Raw genomic sequence first — 15,450 nt, 5'->3', positions numbered from 1 at the left:
CCGCCCTCACATGTTGATCTTCGTCGGGCTTGAGGGCGGTGTCGGTCAGGTCCACCAGTAGCGCACAAGGTGGAAGAAAATCGGCGCCGCAAAGCACACCGAATCCAGCCGATCGAGCATTCCGCCGTGCCCCTCGATCATATGCCCCCAGTCCTTCACGCCACGGTCGCGTTTGATCGCCGACATCACAATGCCGCCAGCAAACCCCAGCAAGTTGATCAGCAGCGCAATCAGGAAGGACTGCCACGGGTTGAACGGCGTGGTCCACCACAGCGCCGCGCCGATCAGCGAGGAGAGCAGGATGCCGCCGACAAAGCCTTCGACGGTTTTCGACGGCGACAGGTTGGGCGCGATCTTGTGTTTGCCGAACAGCTTGCCGCACACGTACTGCAACACGTCCGACAGTTGCACCACGATCACCAGGTAGGCGATCAGCAGCAGGTTGCGGCCTTCATAGCCGGGGATGTCGAGGGTGAGCAGGGCGGGCACGAAGGACACGCAGAACACTGCGATCATCAAGCCCCATTGCACCTTCGAGGCGCGCTCCAGGAAGTGTGTGCTGTCGCCGCCGAGGGAGGCGAGGATCGGCAGCAGCAGGAACACGTACACCGGGATGAAGATCGAGAACAGCCCGTACCAGTCGGCATAGATCAGCAGGTATTGCAGCGGCAGCGCCAGGTAGAACGCGGCCACCAGCGCCGGGTAGTCGCTGCGCCGGGTCGGGGTGAGGGTGAGAAATTCACGCAGGGCATAGAACGACACGGCATAGAACAGCACGATCACCGCGCCGGTGCCGAGCCAGAAGGCGATGCCGATCATCACCACCATCACCCACCAGGCGTTGATGCGGGCGTTGAGGTTGTCGATCACCGCATTCGGCGTGCCACGGGTGCGCAGCTTGAGGATCAGGCCGATCAGCGAGGCGAGTACCAGGATCGCGCCGATCCCGCCGAACAGCATCAGGGTTTGGCTATCCATCTCAGGAATGCTCCGGGGCGAGGGCGAGCAGGGCGTCGCGGGTGCGGGCTAGGAAGGCGGCTTTGTCTTCGCCTTCTTCCAATTGCAGTGGCGCGCCGAAGCTGGTGGTACACAGCAGAGGCAGCGGCAGGACGCGGCCCTTGGGCATGACGCGGTTGAGGTTGGCAATCCACACGGGGATCAATTCGGCCTGTGGGTAACTTTTTGCCAGGTGATACAGGCCGCTTTTAAACGGCAGCAAGCCGTCTTCCAGATTGCGCGTGCCTTCGGGAAAGATGATCAGCGAGTCGCCGCCTTCCAGTGCGGCGAGCATGGGCTGCAAGGGGTTATCCACAGGGTCTTTGCGCTCGCGGTCGATCAACACGCCGTTGAACACGCGGTGGATGATGTAGCGGCGCAGCGCGCTTTTGTTCCAGTAGTCGCTGCCGGCCACCGGGCGCGTGAATTTGCGCAGGTTCTGCGGCAGCGATGCCCACAGCAACACGAAGTCGCCGTGGCTGCTGTGGTTGGCGAAGTAGATGCGTTGCACCGGCACCGGCGCGCAGCCCAGCCACAGGCTGCGGGCGCCGGTGACGGTGCGGGCCATCGAGGTAATCAGGGTGGCGACCACGGGTTCGAACATGGGAATTCCTTATCCGGCGAAAGGTAGCCAAGGGCTGGCGAGAATCACGCCCAGGGTCAACAGCACTTGCGCGCCCAGCAGCCAGGCTTGCTTGCGCAGCAGTTTGAGGGCGCCGCGACGGCGTTCGGTCCAGGGTCGGCCGGCGCGTTTGGGCGACTGCAGGCCGAGGGTTTGCAGGGCCTGGTCGAGGTCCGGGGTGCGTTCGGTGTTACGGGCGAGCAGGGCGAACAGGTCGGCATCGAAGGCCACGCGCAGCGCCCAATACTTCTGCAGCAGGCCGAGGATAATCATCCACAGGCTGAGCAGCAGGCAGATCGGCGCGATGCTGGCCATCAGCAGTTGCGCCAGGCCGAACAATACGCCCAGCAGCGTCAGGCCTGTGGATAACTGATCCAGTGAGCGGCCGCGGCGCAGCAGGCTGGCGACGACCTGGAGTTCCATATCAGCAGGCATGGGGCAAGGCCTCCAAAGCATGGCGATGAGCGGGATGCAGGACCACCTGGGTCCGCGCTGTACGAATAATAGCCAGTGCCTGATCCACCGTGGCGGCGCGCCCGCTGTGCAGCAGCCAGGCCGCCACAGCGGTGGCGCTGCGCGAATAGCCAAGGGCGCAGCACACCAGCACCGGGCCGTTGGCGCGCAGGCGTTCGATGGCTTGCGCGGCTTGCAGGCATTCGGCGGGGGTCGGCGCGATCAGGTCGAGGACGGGGACGCTTTGATAGGCACGGCCCTGTGGATTAATCGGCAATTCCGCGCACAGATCGACGATGGCCTTGAATGAACCTTGCTCGCGCACGGTAGGAAGCCGACCGAGCGAGACGTTATCCACAATCAGGTCGGGCTGTGGATGCGTGCGCGTCCACAGCCGTGAATTGAGCCACGCCGCCGCCAGATACGGCGCATACAGCCAGCGCGCCGCAGGGGTCAGTCGACCGTCGGCACGCTTCTGGAAACCTGGCGCGCCGAGGACGACGTAATTCGCCATGATCAGCCCCAGGGACAGCGCCGGCCACAGCAGCCATAGCCACCACCCGCCGTAAGTCAGCGCGAGGATGAACAGCCCCAGCGCGCCCAGGCCGTAGCGCAACCCCAGGCGCCAGTGCGTGGAATCACGGGTCAGCCGCGCATTCAGCAGCGGGCTCGGATGTTCCAGCGGCCACAGCCACACGCACAGCCAACCCGCCAGGGCACCTGTGGGTAAGTCGATAAAGTGGTGTTGATAAGTGGTCAGCACTGAAACCCCGATCAACCCGAACCAGCCATGCACCAGCCAGCGCCAGGCGCCCTGGGTGTGGCGTTGGTACATGATCCACAGGATCACCAGCAGCGCGATATGCAGCGACGGCGCCTGGTTGAACGGTTTGTCGAAACCGGCCAGCACGGCAAACAGCCAGCCGAACACGCCATCCAGCTCCGGCCGTTCGAAGGTGAAGCGCAGCGGCCAGATCAGGAAGCAACTCACGGCGATCAGCTGCGCACTCAGCAGGCGCAGCGCATGTTGCTTCAGTTCATGGCGGCTGTTGGGCAGCAGCAGGGAGAAACCGTAGAGCAGGTCGATGGTCCAGTAGGGCACGATGGTCCAGGCCCAGAACGGCATGTGGGTTTCCCAATCGAACACCAGTGTGCCGACGTCGCTGCGCTGGCTGGTGACCCATGTGGCAAAGCCGTAGGTGCTGAAAAACAGCGGCGCCAACAGCAACAGCCACAGGAACGCGGGCTTTAACAGGCCGGGTTCGCGCATGTTCAGATCTTCTGTGCCAGGGATACGGTAAAGATGCCCCACTCATCCACCCGCTGGGTGATCTTGCGGAAACCGGCGGCTTGCACCAGTTGATCCATTTCCGCCTGACTGCGCCGGCGCATCACCCAGGCCTGGCCCTGGCGATGGCTGGTCAATGCGCGGGCGATCAGTTCTAACTGCGGGTGCCATGGCTGGCCGGTGTAGACCAGATAACCGCCGGGCTCCACGGCTTCGGCCAGGCCCGCCAGCGAACCGCCGACCATGGCGTTGTCGGCAAACAGTTCATATAACCCGGAGACCACCGCCAGCGTCGGCTTGGGCGCCAGCGCTGCCAGGTCCGCGCGGTCGAACGCATCGGCTTTGATGAACTGCGCAATCTCGCCCAGGCCTTTCTCGCGGATCAACGCACCACCGTCGCGCACGTTGATGTCGCTGTAGTCGCGCAGCAGGATCGATTCCGGCAGCGGCGAAACGCCCTGCAAAGCTTCGAGAATGTAACGACCGTGGCCGGCGGCGATATCGACGATACGCACTTCGCGATCATCGGTGCGCAGCGTGGCCATGGCCAGGCGCAGCAGCTCTTCGACGTTCAGCTTGCGCTGGCGAATGCCGCGCCAGCCGATGGAGTTGAGGTAATTGGTGTCGATCATCCGCCCCAGCGCGCCTTTGCCGGTGGGCGTGTTGCGGTACACGTAGTCCAGGGTGCTGCCGGAGTCGAAACCGGTGTCGAAGCCCAGCTTGACGCCGTCCGACAGGTTCTTGCCCAGGCCCATGCTGGCGCGGGTCAGGCGCCAGTACAGGTCGCGCAGGGAATTGCGCGGCAGCGGCGCGGCGAGGGCTTCGGATTCGGCACAGGTGGCGCCCAGTTTGTCGGCATCGAGCAGCGAGGCGCGGTCCAGCGGGTGCGTGAAATTCTGCAGGATAAAACGCCGGGCGCTGCTCACGGCCACCGCACGGTCGCGCTCGCCGAGGGTGTCGTGGAAGAAGCCGGGGAGGATATGCAGCTCTTTTTTCAGGCTGCCGAGGCGGTCGAAGAACTGTTGTTGGGGTTTGCGGTGGACCACGAAGTCGGAGCCGGAGATCAGCAGTTGGGTCGGCACCTGGATCGCCTGGGCATCGGCGACAACCCGGTCGGCCGCTTCATACAGCCCGAGCAGCACATTCACCGAAATCGCCTTGGTGATCAGCGGGTCGCTGTCGTAGGACGCGACGCGCTCCGGGTCGTGGCTGAGGAACTTGGCCTTGACGTAACTGTTGACGAAAAAGTTGCCGCGAAACCTGCGCATCAGCGCCAGGCCCGGCCGAGCGAAGGGCACGTACAGTTTGACTTTGAACGCCGGGGAGGCGAGCACCAGGGCGCGGATTTTCGGTGCATAGTCGTGGACCCAGGTGGCTGCGATCACCGCGCCGACGCTTTGGGCGATGACTGCAAGATTTTCCGCCTCGACGCCGTAAGTGGCGCCGATATGTTCGCAGAACGTCTGCACGTCGCGGGCGCTGGTGGCGAAGCTGGGGCTGTCGCCGCGCTCGCCGGGGGATTGGCCGTGGCCACGGGCGTCCCAGGCGAAGAAGTCGAAATGGGGCAGGTTCAGTTCATCGACCAGATGGGCGATGCGCCCCGAATGCTCATGGCCGCGATGGAACAGCAGGATCGCCTTGCGCGGCTCGCCGCCTGCCGGGGCGGTGGCGGGCCAGTGCCGGTAGAAAAGCTCGACGCCATCATGGGTACTGAAGGTGTGTTCTCGCTGTTCGCGCATCGCAAAATCCTTATGCAGAAGGGGAAATGTGTTGTTCTTCTTTGAGGCCCTGGCGCACCCGGTTGACCACGGTGTAGGCGAGCAGGGCGGCGACCAGCCACATCCCCGTGTCGACCCAGCCGGCACCGAGCCAGCCCAGCGCCACGCCGCTGGCCAGCACGCCGAGGACGAAGGCCCGATCACTCTTGCCCATCGGCCCGTCGTAGCGCCGCGACGCGCCGACCATCGGCCCGAGCACCCCGGCGTATTCGCTGAACACTGCCAGCAAGGTCACCAGCAGCACCGGCGCCAGACTGACGCCGGGGATCAACGCAAAGGGCAGGATCAGCGCGCTGTCGGCGATCACGTCGCACAGTTCATTGAGGTAGGCGCCCAGGCGCGACTGCTGGCCGAATTCGCGGGCGAGCATGCCGTCGATTGCATTGAGGGCCATGCGCAGGATCATCCACAGCGGGATCAGCGCGAACAGCCAGAGGTGTTGGGCGAAGCCGGCGATCAGCAGGCCGACCAGCAGGGAGATGACCCCGGCCAGCACGGTGATCTGGTTGGCGGTGGTGCCGTTGTCGTAGAGGCGCTGCACGAGGGGGCGCAGCAGGTTTTGAAAACGCGGTTTGAGCTGATAGATCGAAATCATGGGAGTGACGTTTCCTTGTCCGTAAGCCCGCGAAAAACTGGCCTGAAGTGTGCCGATTAATCGTGGCCTGCACCAGTGATGGCACGTGTTTATGGGGGGTTAGTCACGTTCCGGAGCGCGATGCAGAACAAATGTGGGAGGGGGCTTGCCCGCGATGGCGGCGGCCCCGCCAACCCATGTATTACCTGACCCTCCGCCATCGCGAGCAAGCCCGCTCCCACAGTGGGTCTGTGTTGCAGGTGAATACGGTGTTTAACGAACAAAAATTTCACGCCATGTGTTATATCGTAACGAATTATGTGTGAACGGGCATGAGTGGATGCAAGTGGATCTAGAAGCTGACGGCGCTTCGGTTGAAGGACTGCCGCGTTTTCAGCAAGGGCTGTTCCATGCCCGTCGATTGAGGCAAGCCGGTATCAGCCTGACTGCGGTGGCTATCAGCGGCTGGGTGCTGGCGTTGTTCGTCGCGCTGTTCGCCCCGTTGTCGATCTGGCCGGTGGTGTTGATCAATTGTGCGTCTGCGTTGCTGGTGCTGGTGGCGGGGTTGCAGTCGGCGTGGTGGGTGGCCGATTGGCGTGCCCAGGCGCTGGAAGCGTCGGCACCTGAGTTACTCGAAGCAGAGAGTGAACCCGCTGGCTGGCAGGCGCGCCTGGTAGGGCGTTTCGGCAGAGGGTTGCTGGCGCAGATCGGCGCACCGGTGTTGTGGCTCGGCGGTTGGTCGTTGTTCGCGCTGGTCAGCATTGTCGAGTTCTGGAACCTGGGCTTGCCCGCGGCAGCGGTCGGCCAAGGCGCAAGTATCGGCGCTGCGCTGGCCTTGGCATTGGCCTTTGGCCTGCTGGTGTTCGAGCGGCGCCTGGCCCAGGAAACCGCCGCGCAATGGCCGGAAGCCGCGCAGTTGGCGCAACTGAGCCGGGTGGCGATAGCGTGCCTGGTGATCAGCGCGATTTGCCTGCTGTTTGCCAGTGCCGGGTCGGTGTGGCCGCTGCGCCTGGCGACACTGGTCGGGCTGTTGCCAGCGCTGGTCGCGCTGGAGTTTCTGTTACGGGCCGCGCTGTCACTGTTCAGCCCGCGCCAACCGCGCCTCGAACCACGCCTGATGGCGCAGAGTTTTGTCGCCGGGCTGCTGCGCTGGCCGCCGCAACCGCTGCAGGCCTTGCAGCACGAATTGCACAACCGCTTCGGCATCGACCTGCGCCAGATCTGGGCGTTTACCTACATGCGTCGGGCATTCCTGCCGGTGCTGCTGGTGGTACTGGCCGTCGGCTGGGCGCTGACGGGGGTGCATGAAGTGCCCCTGCAAGGCCGTGGGATTTATGAGCGCTTTGGCAAACCGGTGCAAGTCTTCGGCCCTGGCCTGCATGCCGGGTTGCCGTGGCCGCTGGGCCGCGTGCTGAACGTGGAAAACGGCGTGGTGCATGAGCTGGCGACCAGCGTCAGCGAAACCGCCAGCCCGGAACTCGCGGCGGCCGAAGGCCCGGCACCGCTGATCGCCAACCGGTTGTGGGACGCCAGCCATGTGAACGACAAGTCCCAGGTGATCGCCAGCAGCCGTGGCGACAAGCAGAGCTTCCAGATCGTCAATATGGATGTGCGCTTCGTCTACCGTATCGGCCTGACCGACCAGGCTGCACTGGCCGCCACCTATAACAGCGCGGATGTGCCGACCCTGATCCGCAGCACCGCTAGCCGCATCCTCGTGCATGACTTTGCCTCGCGTACCCTCGACGAGTTGCTCGGCGAACAACGCACCGGCCTGGCCGACGAGATCGGCCGCGCCGTGCAAGCGGACCTGCATACACTCGACAGCGGCGTGGAGATCCTCGCCACGGTGGTCGAAGCCATCCACCCGCCGTCCGGTGCCGCCAACGCCTACCACGGCGTGCAAGCGGCGCAGATCGGCGCCCAGGCGCTGATCTCCCGCGAACGCGGCGCCGCCAGCGAACAAACCAACCAGGCCCTGCTGCAAGCCAGCACCGTCCGCGACCAGGCCCAGGCCACCGCGCGCGAGGTCAATGCCGGGGCCCGGGCGGCGGACCTGCGTTTTGCCGCCGAACAAAAAGCCTACGCCAGCGCGGGTAAAGCCTTCGTGCTGGAGCAGTACCTCGGCCAGCTGACCCAGGGCCTGGCCCACGCCAAGCTGTTGATTCTGGATCATCGCCTGGGCGCCGACAGTGCGCCGACGATCGATCTGCGTTCTTTTACCTTGCCGGCCGATCCTTCGGTGCCGCGTAAAGCCGTTCAATAAGGAGTCTGTCTGTTGAGCGCTCATTCTCACGATCATGGTCACCACCACCACGGCCACCATCATCACCACCATGGTGACGAACAGCCCGCCGGCCCATTCCCTTGGCGGCGCATGGCCTGGGCTGTGTTGCTGGTGTTGTTTGCGGTAGCGGCCGCCAGCCTGGTGCAAGTGCGCTCCGGCGAAGCCACGGTGATTACCCGTTTCGGCAACCCGTCGCGGGTGCTGCTGGAACCGGGCCTGGGCTGGCGTTGGCCGGCGCCGTTCGAAGCGGCGATCCCGGTGGACCTGCGCCTGCGCACCACCTCCAGCGGTTTGCAGGATGTCGGTACCCGCGATGGCCTGCGCATCATCGTGCAGGCTTATGTGGCGTGGCAGGTGCAGGGTGATGCCGACAATGTGCAGCGCTTCATGCGCGCGGTGCAGAACCAGCCGGATGAAGCGGCGCGGCAGATTCGGACGTTTGTCGGTTCGGCGCTGGAAACCACGGCGGCCAGCTTCGACCTGTCCAGCCTGATCAATACCGACGCCAGCCAGGTACGCATCAGCGATTTCGAAGCGCAGTTGCGCCAGCAGATCGATCAACAATTGCTCACCACCTATGGCGTGCGCGTGGCGCAGGTGGGCATCGAGCGGCTGACCTTGCCGTCGGTGACGCTCACCGCCACCGTCGACCGCATGCGCGCCGAGCGCGAAACCATCGCCACCGAACGCACCGCCGTGGGCAAGCGTGAGGCGGCGCAGATCCGTTCCGCCGCCGAGCGCGATGCGCGCATCGTGCAGGCCGATGCCACGGTGAAAGCCGCCGACATCGAAGCGCAATCGCGGGTCGAAGCGGCGCAGATCTATGGTCGCGCCTACGCCGGCAATCCCCAGCTGTACAACCTGCTGCGTTCCCTCGATACCCTGGGCACCGTGGTCACCCCGGGCACCAAGATCATCCTGCGCACCGACGCCGCGCCGTTCCGCGCGCTGGTGGACGGGCCGAAGGACGTCCAGCCATGATCGAGCGTGACAGCCCGGACAGCCCGTGGATTCAGGCCGGGCGCCTGACGTTCATGGCGCTGTACGCGGTGACGGTGTTGGCCGCCCTGGCCTGGGCGTTTTCCAATGTGCGGCAGATCGACCCGCAGAATCGCGCCGTGGTGCTGCACTTCGGCGCACTCGATCGGGTTCAGAATGCCGGACTGTTGCTGGCGTGGCCGCAGCCGTTCGAGCAAGTTGTGCTGTTGCCGGCGGCAGACCGGGTGATCGAGCGGCGGGTCGGCAACCTGCTGCGTTCCGATGCCGCGGTGCAGGCCGACCGCGTGGCCAGCTTTGCCACGCCGTTGAGCGATGCCCTGGCCGGGTCCGGCTACCTGCTGACCGGCGATGCCGGCGTGGTGCAGCTGGATGTGCGGGTGTTCTACAAAGTCACCGAACCTTATGCGTTTGTGCTGCAGGGCGAGCACATGCTGCCGGCGCTGGATCGCCTGGTGACGCGCAGCGCCGTGGCCCTGACGGCGGCGCGGGATCTGGACACCATCCTGGTGGCGCGCCCCGAATTGATCGGCAGCGACAACGGCGCCGCCGAGCGCCGTGAACGGCTGCGCGGCGACCTGGTGCAAGGCATCAACAAGCGCCTGGCGGAGTTGACCGCCAGCGGCTTGGGGGTGGGCATCGAAGTCACCCGCGTCGATGTGCAATCGAGCCTGCCGAGCCCGGCGGTGAATGCCTTCAATGCGGTGCTCACTGCCAGCCAGCAAGCCGACAAAGCGGTGGCGAATGCGCGCACCGACGCGGAAAAGCTCACCCAGACCGCCAACCAACAGGCTGACCGCCTGGTGCAAGTCGCCCACGCCCAGGCCAGCGAACGCCTGGCCAACGCGCAGGCGCAAACCGCCACCGTCGCCAGCCTGGCCCAGGTCAAAGACCCCGGCTTGCTGTTGCGCCTGTACCGCGAGCGCTTGCCGAAGATTCTCGGCCAGGCCGGTTCCGTGACCACGGTCGATCCCAAAGACGACTCCCGCTTGATCATTCAGGGAGCCGAACAATGAGCGCACCCATGCTGACATCCGCCGAGCAGCGCAGCGCCGCCCGGCAATTGACCCTGGCCATGCTCGCTCTGGGCTTGCTGGTGCTGGGCCTGGTGTGGCGCTGGCTGGCGCCGGACCAGAGCGGCGTCAGCCAGTTGCTGCTCGGCGTGGCCTCGCTGCTGGTGGCCGTGCCGGTGATGCGCTCGGCCTGGTACAGCCTGCGTTTTCCCAGCCTGCATGGCATCACCGACCAGCTCATCGCCCTGGCGATGCTCGGCGCGTGGGCCACGGGCGATCTGCTGACCGCCGCGTTGCTGCCGATCATCATGATCTTCGGCCATGTGCTCGAAGAGCGCAGCGTGATCGGCTCCCAGGAAGCGATCCACGCCCTCGGCAAACTGACCCGCAGCCACGCACGCCTGGTGCAGGCGGACGGCAGCATCAGCGAAGTCGACAACGGCACGCTGAACAGCGGCGACATCGTCGAAGTGCGCGCCGGCGACCGCGTGCCCGCCGATGGTGTGGTGCTGTCCGGCCAGGCCAGCCTCGACACGGCGCCGATCACCGGCGAGTCGGTGCCGCTGGAAGCCAGTGTCGGCGTGCAAGTGTTCGGCGGTGCGATCAACCTCGACGGGTTGTTGCGCCTGGAAGTGACGCGTACCGGCAACGAGTCGACCCTGGGCAAGGTCATCGCCCTGATGCAGAACGCCGAGCGCTCCAAGCCGCCGATCACGCGGCTGCTGGAGCGTTACGCCGGCAGCTATATGGTGTTGGTGCTGTTGCTGGCGGCGGTGACTTGGTTTGTCACCAATGACGCCCAGGCGATGCTCGCGGTGCTGGTCGCAGCGTGCCCATGCGCCCTGGTGCTGTCGGCCCCGGCCACGGCGATTGCCGGGATCGCTGTGGCGGCGCGGCATGGGATTCTGATCCGCAGCTCGGCGTTCCTCGAAGAGTTGGCGGACCTGACCTCGCTGGTGGTCGACAAGACTGGCACCCTGACCTTCGGCACTCTGCGCCTGCAGTCCATCCAAACCACCGCGCCGGACCGCCAAGGGTTGTTGAACCTGGCGGCCAGCCTCGGTTCGGCCAGCAGCCACCCGGTCAGCCGCGCGTTGGCCGGGTTGGCGAGCCAGGAACAGCTGTTGGTGCTCACCGACATCCGCGAACGCCAAGGCCTCGGCGTGGTGGCCCAGACCGCGCAGGGCGAAGCGGCCTTGGGCCGGCCGGAGTTGTTCGAGCAGTTGGGCATCGTCACTACCGGCGTCCCCGACCATGATGGCCCGATTGCCGGGCTGGCGTTGAACGGTGCGTTCCTCGCCTGGCTGTTGCTGGCCGACAGCGTCAAACCGGAAGCCCGCCAGGCCCTGCAAGAGCTGCGCGACCTGGGCCTGGGGCGGCAACTGCTGCTGACTGGCGACCGCCAAAGCGTGGCCGACAGCCTGGCCCTCGACGTGGGCATCAGCGATGTCGAAGCCCAGGCGTTGCCGGAAGACAAGCTCAACCGCGTGTTGGGCGAAATCAGCAGCGGTTTCCGGCCGATGGTGGTGGGCGACGGCATCAACGACTCCCTGGCGCTCAAAGCCGGCGTGGTCGGCGTGGCCATGGGCGCGGGCGGTGCGGACATTGCGCTGGCCTCGGCGGATGTGGTGTTGATTGGCAGCGACTTGCGCCGCCTGGGCACCTGTGTGCGCTTGAGCCGACGGTGCCGGCAGACGTTGCAGGTCAACGTGATCATCGGCCTGGGCTGGACGCTGGCGATCGTGGTGTTCGCCGCGTTTGGCTGGTTGGGCGCCGCCGGCGCAATGATCGCGGCGGTGTTGCACAACCTCAGCACCTTGCTGGTGCTGGGCAATGCCGGGCGGTTGCTGCGGTTTCAGGAGCCGCTGTCGAAGCTGGAGGAATAAATCCCAGGTTTTTTTCGATGGCGCTGTAACGGCAAGGGGGCACCTCACTCTAGTGCTATGTCGCGACTGAGCATTCCGCTCAGCCGACCTAACCACGATTTATGAGGATGACCCCATGACCATCAAAAACGTCGTTTCCGGTGCTGCCCTGGCTTTCGCTGCCGCCGCCTTGTTTGCCGGTGTCACCACCCAGGTCCAGGCCGCCGACGCTCCGGTTCATTGCTACGGCGTAACCTCCTGCAAAGGCATGAATGACTGCAAGACCGCTGAAAACGCCTGCAAGGGCCAGGCGGTCTGCAAGGGTCATGGCTTCAAGGCCATGACCAAGGCCGCGTGCGACGCGGCCGGTGGCAAAGTCGGCGCGTAATCGGCCCCGCGTACCCCGCAGCGGTCGCCGTCACCGCTGCGGACACTTTTGCCCAGGAGTGCCTGATGTCTACATCCCTTCCGAGCCTGGGTTACGGCCTGGGTCTACGCAGTGAGTACTACCAGCAGATCCTTGAACAATCGCCGGCCGTGGATTGGTTCGAAGTGATCTCCGAGAATTACCTGGTGCAGGGCGGTAAAGCCTTGTACTACCTGGACGCGATCGCCGAGCGCTACCCGCTGGTGATGCACGGCGTGTCCCTGTCCATCGGCGGGCCCCATCCGCTCGATACCGATTACCTCAAGCAACTCCAGCAACTCGCCGCGCGCATCCAGCCGGCGTGGATCTCCGATCACCTGTGCTGGAGCCGCGGCAGCGCGCACCAATTGCATGACTTGCTGCCCCTGCCGTACACCGAAGAAAGTTTGTATCACGTGGCCAGTCGCGTGCTTCAGGTACAGGATGTGTTGCAGCGCCCGCTGGTGCTGGAAAACGTCTCCAGCTATGTGCGCGCCAAGGCGGATGAATTCACCGAGTGGGAATTCCTCAACGCGCTGACCCACTTGACCGGGTGCCAGTTGCTGCTGGACGTCAACAATGTGTACGTCAGCTCGCGCAATCATGGCTTTGATGCCTGGACGTTCATTCACAACCTGCCGCCGCAGAGCATCCGCCAGCTGCATCTGGCGGGGCATATGGACTACGGCGATTACGTGGTCGATACCCATGACCACCCGGTGTGTGATCCGGTGTGGGCGCTGTATCAACAGACCCTGGAGCACCTGGGCCCGGTCTCGACGTTGCTCGAGCGCGACGACCATTTCCCGCCGTTCGAAGACTTGCTCAGCGAGTTGGACAAGGCCCGGTCGCTGGGGGCGAGCGCCTTGCTCAGGAGAACGCTATGCGCCTGACGGATTGGCAACGGGCCTTCGAAGAGCATTTATTAGCCGAAACGCCCGTGGCCGGTACTGGCTTTGCCGCCACCTTGCTGGGTGGTCCTACGCTGGATGTGGAAACCGGCCTGGCGATTTATCACAACGCCTACCTGTCGCGCTTGCAGGACGTATTACGGCAGGACTTCGGTGCCCTCTGGTATTGGCTGGGCGATGACGAATTCGCCTCGCTGACCGAGGCCTACGTGCGTCGCTATCCGTCCGCCCATTACAGCCTGCGCTGGCTGGGCGAGCGGTTTGCGGGGTTTATCCAGGAGCACCTGGTGGCTGAACAAAGCGCGCCGTTGGCCGAGCTGGCACGGCTGGAGTGGGCGTTTACCCTGGCGTTCGATGCGCCGCCGGGCACGCCGCTGACCCTGGACGACATGGCGCGACTGCCGCCGCCCGACTGGCCGGGCTTGCAGGTCACCCTGGCGCCGACCGTTCAGCAGATATTCTGCCGCTTCAATACCGTCGAAACCTGGCGTGCCGCCAAGGCTAAATCGGCCTTGCACGCCGGCCAGCCTCTGGACGCGCCGCAGGTCTGCCTGGTGTGGCGCGATCAGCAGATATGCCGCTACCGCAGCCTGGAACCCGCGCAAACCTGCGCCCTGGCGGGCATGGTGAGCACCGGCTGGTGTTTTTCAGAACTGTGCGAACGCTTGGCGGTCAGTCATGGAGAGGGTGCGCCCCTGCAAGCAGTCTCATGGCTGAAACAGTGGGTTCAGGACGGTTTGCTCGAACGCCGGATTCCATAAGCGCAGGTTATCAGATCGATAGCTTCCTACCCGGTCGTCGGATGGTCTACCCTCTTTCCAGACGTCTGAAACAAGGGGGGACTACTCATGCTCGCGCAACTTCCACCGGCCTTACAGAATCTTCAGCTACCGCTGCGTCTTCGACTCTGGGACGGCCATGAATTCAACTTGGGCCCTGAGCCCAGTGTGACCATCGTGGTGAAGGACCCCACGATTGTGTCCAAGCTTTCCCATCCCACGCTCGATTCATTGGGCGAAGCCTTCGTCGAGGGCAAACTGGAGCTGGAAGGCTCCATCTCCGAGGTGATCCGGGTGTGTGACGAGTTGAGTCACGCCCTGGTCGATGACGATGGGGGCAATCGTCCGGTGCGCTCGTTCCACGACAAGGCCACTGACGCAGCGGCGATTTCCTACCATTACGACCTGTCCAACGAGTTCTACCAGCTGTGGCTCGACCAGGACATGGCGTATTCCTGCGGTTATTTCGAAACCGGCAGCGAATCCATCGATCAGGCCCAACAAGACAAATTCCGCCACCTGTGCCGCAAGTTGCGCTTGCAGCCGGGGGAGTATTTGCTTGATGTCGGCTGTGGTTGGGGCGGGCTGGCGCGGTATGCGGCGCGGGAGTTCGGGGTAAAGGTGTTCGGCATCACCCTGAGCAAGGAGCAACTGGCCCTGGCCAAGGCACGCGTGAAAGCCGAGGGCCTGGACGATCAGGTGGACCTGCAACTGCTCGATTACCGTGATCTGCCCCAGGACGGTCGTTTCGACAAAGTGGTGAGCGTGGGCATGTTCGAACACGTCGGCCACGCCAACCTGGCGCAATACTGCAAAACCCTGTTTGGCGCGGTGCGCGAAGGCGGACTGGTGATGAACCATGGCATCACCGCCAAGCACACCGACGGACGCCCCGTGGGCCGCGGCGCCGGGGATTTCATCGAGCGCTACGTTTTCCCCAACGGCGAACTGCCGCACCTGGCGATGATGACCGCCGAACTCAGCGAAGCCGGGCTCGAAGTGGTCGACGTGGAAAGCCTGCGCCTGCACTACGCACGCACCCTGGACCACTGGAGCGAACGCCTGGAAGACAACCTGGAAGCGGCGGCGAAGATGGTGCCGGCGCAGGCGTTGCGCATCTGGCGGTTGTACCTGGCCGGTTGCGCCTACGCGTTTGCGCGGGGCTGGATCAACCTGCACCAGATCCTGGCGGTAAAACCCCACGCCGATGGCAGCCATGAACTGCCGTGGACGCGGGAAGATATCTACCGCTGAAGCATTTCCCCACAGCCCCGCAGATCCAAATGTGGGAGGGGGCTTGCCCCCGATTGCGGTGTGTCAGCTAGCGGATTGGGCACTGATTCACCGCTATCGGGGGCAAGCCCCCTCCCACATTTTTACCGCAGCGTCTGTTGGTGCAGCGGTGAAACACGCCGTGCGATCCGCATACTGGCGGTAAAACCCTTCGCCGATGGCAGCCATGAACTGCCGTGGACAAGGGAA

The 15,450-nt window shown here is 64.5% G+C and carries 14 protein-coding genes; 8 read left to right on the top strand and 6 right to left on the bottom strand.

The genetic code is table 11. The annotated features are described in order from the left end of the window. Nucleotides 1–45: 45 nt before the first annotated feature. Genes PverR02_RS31385 through PverR02_RS31360 form a run of 6 tightly spaced genes read right to left on the bottom strand, consistent with a single transcriptional unit; the run spans nucleotide 46 to nucleotide 5,732 of the window. On the bottom strand, nucleotides 46–978 hold the full coding sequence (locus PverR02_RS31385; RefSeq protein WP_017850067.1) for a phosphatidate cytidylyltransferase: 933 nt from the start codon (nucleotides 976–978) through the stop codon (nucleotides 46–48). A 1-nt stretch (nucleotide 979) separates the two neighbouring features. Next, nucleotides 980–1,600 carry a lysophospholipid acyltransferase family protein gene (locus PverR02_RS31380; RefSeq protein WP_046484323.1) on the bottom strand — a complete coding sequence of 207 codons (621 nt, stop codon included), beginning with the start codon at nucleotides 1,598–1,600 and terminating at the stop codon, nucleotides 980–982. A gap of 9 nt (nucleotides 1,601–1,609) precedes the next feature. Then, a complete protein-coding gene (locus PverR02_RS31375; RefSeq protein ID WP_017850065.1) occupies nucleotides 1,610–2,053 on the bottom strand; it encodes a hypothetical protein in 444 nt (147 codons plus the stop codon). Continuing rightward, nucleotides 2,043–3,341, bottom strand: a complete 1,299-nt coding sequence (locus PverR02_RS31370) for a phosphatase PAP2/dual specificity phosphatase family protein (protein ID WP_079444968.1) — start codon at nucleotides 3,339–3,341, stop codon at nucleotides 2,043–2,045. The genes PverR02_RS31375 and PverR02_RS31370 overlap by 11 nt, the downstream gene beginning before the upstream one ends. Before the next feature lie 2 nt (nucleotides 3,342–3,343). Next, a complete protein-coding gene (locus PverR02_RS31365) occupies nucleotides 3,344–5,098 on the bottom strand; it encodes a bifunctional alpha/beta hydrolase/class I SAM-dependent methyltransferase (protein WP_079444967.1) in 1,755 nt (584 codons plus the stop codon). Between the two features lie 10 nt (nucleotides 5,099–5,108). Next, a complete protein-coding gene (locus tag PverR02_RS31360) occupies nucleotides 5,109–5,732 on the bottom strand; it encodes a CDP-alcohol phosphatidyltransferase family protein (RefSeq protein WP_079444966.1) in 624 nt (207 codons plus the stop codon). 319 nt (nucleotides 5,733–6,051) lie between these two features. Between PverR02_RS31360 and hflK (PverR02_RS31355) the strand changes: the two genes are divergently transcribed. The 8 genes from hflK (PverR02_RS31355) (at nucleotide 6,052) to cfaB (ending at nucleotide 15,222) form a co-directional block, all read left to right on the top strand. Continuing rightward, on the top strand, nucleotides 6,052–7,977 hold the full coding sequence (gene hflK / locus PverR02_RS31355) for a protease modulator HflK (protein ID WP_079444965.1): 1,926 nt from the start codon (nucleotides 6,052–6,054) through the stop codon (nucleotides 7,975–7,977). A gap of 12 nt (nucleotides 7,978–7,989) precedes the next feature. Then, the gene (gene hflC, locus PverR02_RS31350; RefSeq protein WP_017850060.1) at nucleotides 7,990–8,979 is read left to right on the top strand and encodes a protease modulator HflC; all 990 of its coding nucleotides are present in this window, start codon (nucleotides 7,990–7,992) and stop codon (nucleotides 8,977–8,979) included. After that, a complete protein-coding gene (hflK, locus tag PverR02_RS31345) occupies nucleotides 8,976–10,010 on the top strand; it encodes a protease modulator HflK (protein ID WP_079444964.1) in 1,035 nt (344 codons plus the stop codon). Before hflC ends, hflK (PverR02_RS31345) begins: the two co-directional genes overlap by 4 nt. Next, nucleotides 10,007–11,893: a cation-translocating P-type ATPase gene (locus PverR02_RS31340; protein ID WP_079444963.1), complete on the top strand. Its 1,887-nt coding sequence runs from the start codon at nucleotides 10,007–10,009 to the stop codon at nucleotides 11,891–11,893. The genes hflK (PverR02_RS31345) and PverR02_RS31340 overlap by 4 nt, the downstream gene beginning before the upstream one ends. A gap of 115 nt (nucleotides 11,894–12,008) precedes the next feature. Continuing rightward, nucleotides 12,009–12,260 (top strand): BufA2 family periplasmic bufferin-type metallophore, encoded by a 252-nt coding sequence (gene bufA2 / locus PverR02_RS31335; RefSeq protein WP_046381596.1) that lies wholly within the window; start codon nucleotides 12,009–12,011, stop codon nucleotides 12,258–12,260. Nucleotides 12,261–12,325: 65 nt separating this feature from the next. Next, nucleotides 12,326–13,171: an MNIO family bufferin maturase gene (gene bufB / locus PverR02_RS31330; RefSeq protein WP_017850056.1), complete on the top strand. Its 846-nt coding sequence runs from the start codon at nucleotides 12,326–12,328 to the stop codon at nucleotides 13,169–13,171. Beyond that, nucleotides 13,162–13,950: an HvfC/BufC N-terminal domain-containing protein gene (locus PverR02_RS31325; protein ID WP_046484311.1), complete on the top strand. Its 789-nt coding sequence runs from the start codon at nucleotides 13,162–13,164 to the stop codon at nucleotides 13,948–13,950. Before bufB ends, PverR02_RS31325 begins: the two co-directional genes overlap by 10 nt. A gap of 87 nt (nucleotides 13,951–14,037) precedes the next feature. Next, nucleotides 14,038–15,222: a C17 cyclopropane fatty acid synthase CfaB gene (gene cfaB, locus PverR02_RS31320; protein ID WP_026140407.1), complete on the top strand. Its 1,185-nt coding sequence runs from the start codon at nucleotides 14,038–14,040 to the stop codon at nucleotides 15,220–15,222. The last annotated feature ends 228 nt before the right edge of the window (nucleotides 15,223–15,450 follow it).

The organism is Pseudomonas veronii, assembly GCF_002028325.1.
Taxonomy (GTDB): Bacteria; Pseudomonadota; Gammaproteobacteria; order Pseudomonadales; family Pseudomonadaceae; genus Aquipseudomonas; species Aquipseudomonas veronii.
This window is presented reverse-complemented; position numbering and strand designations above follow the sequence as displayed.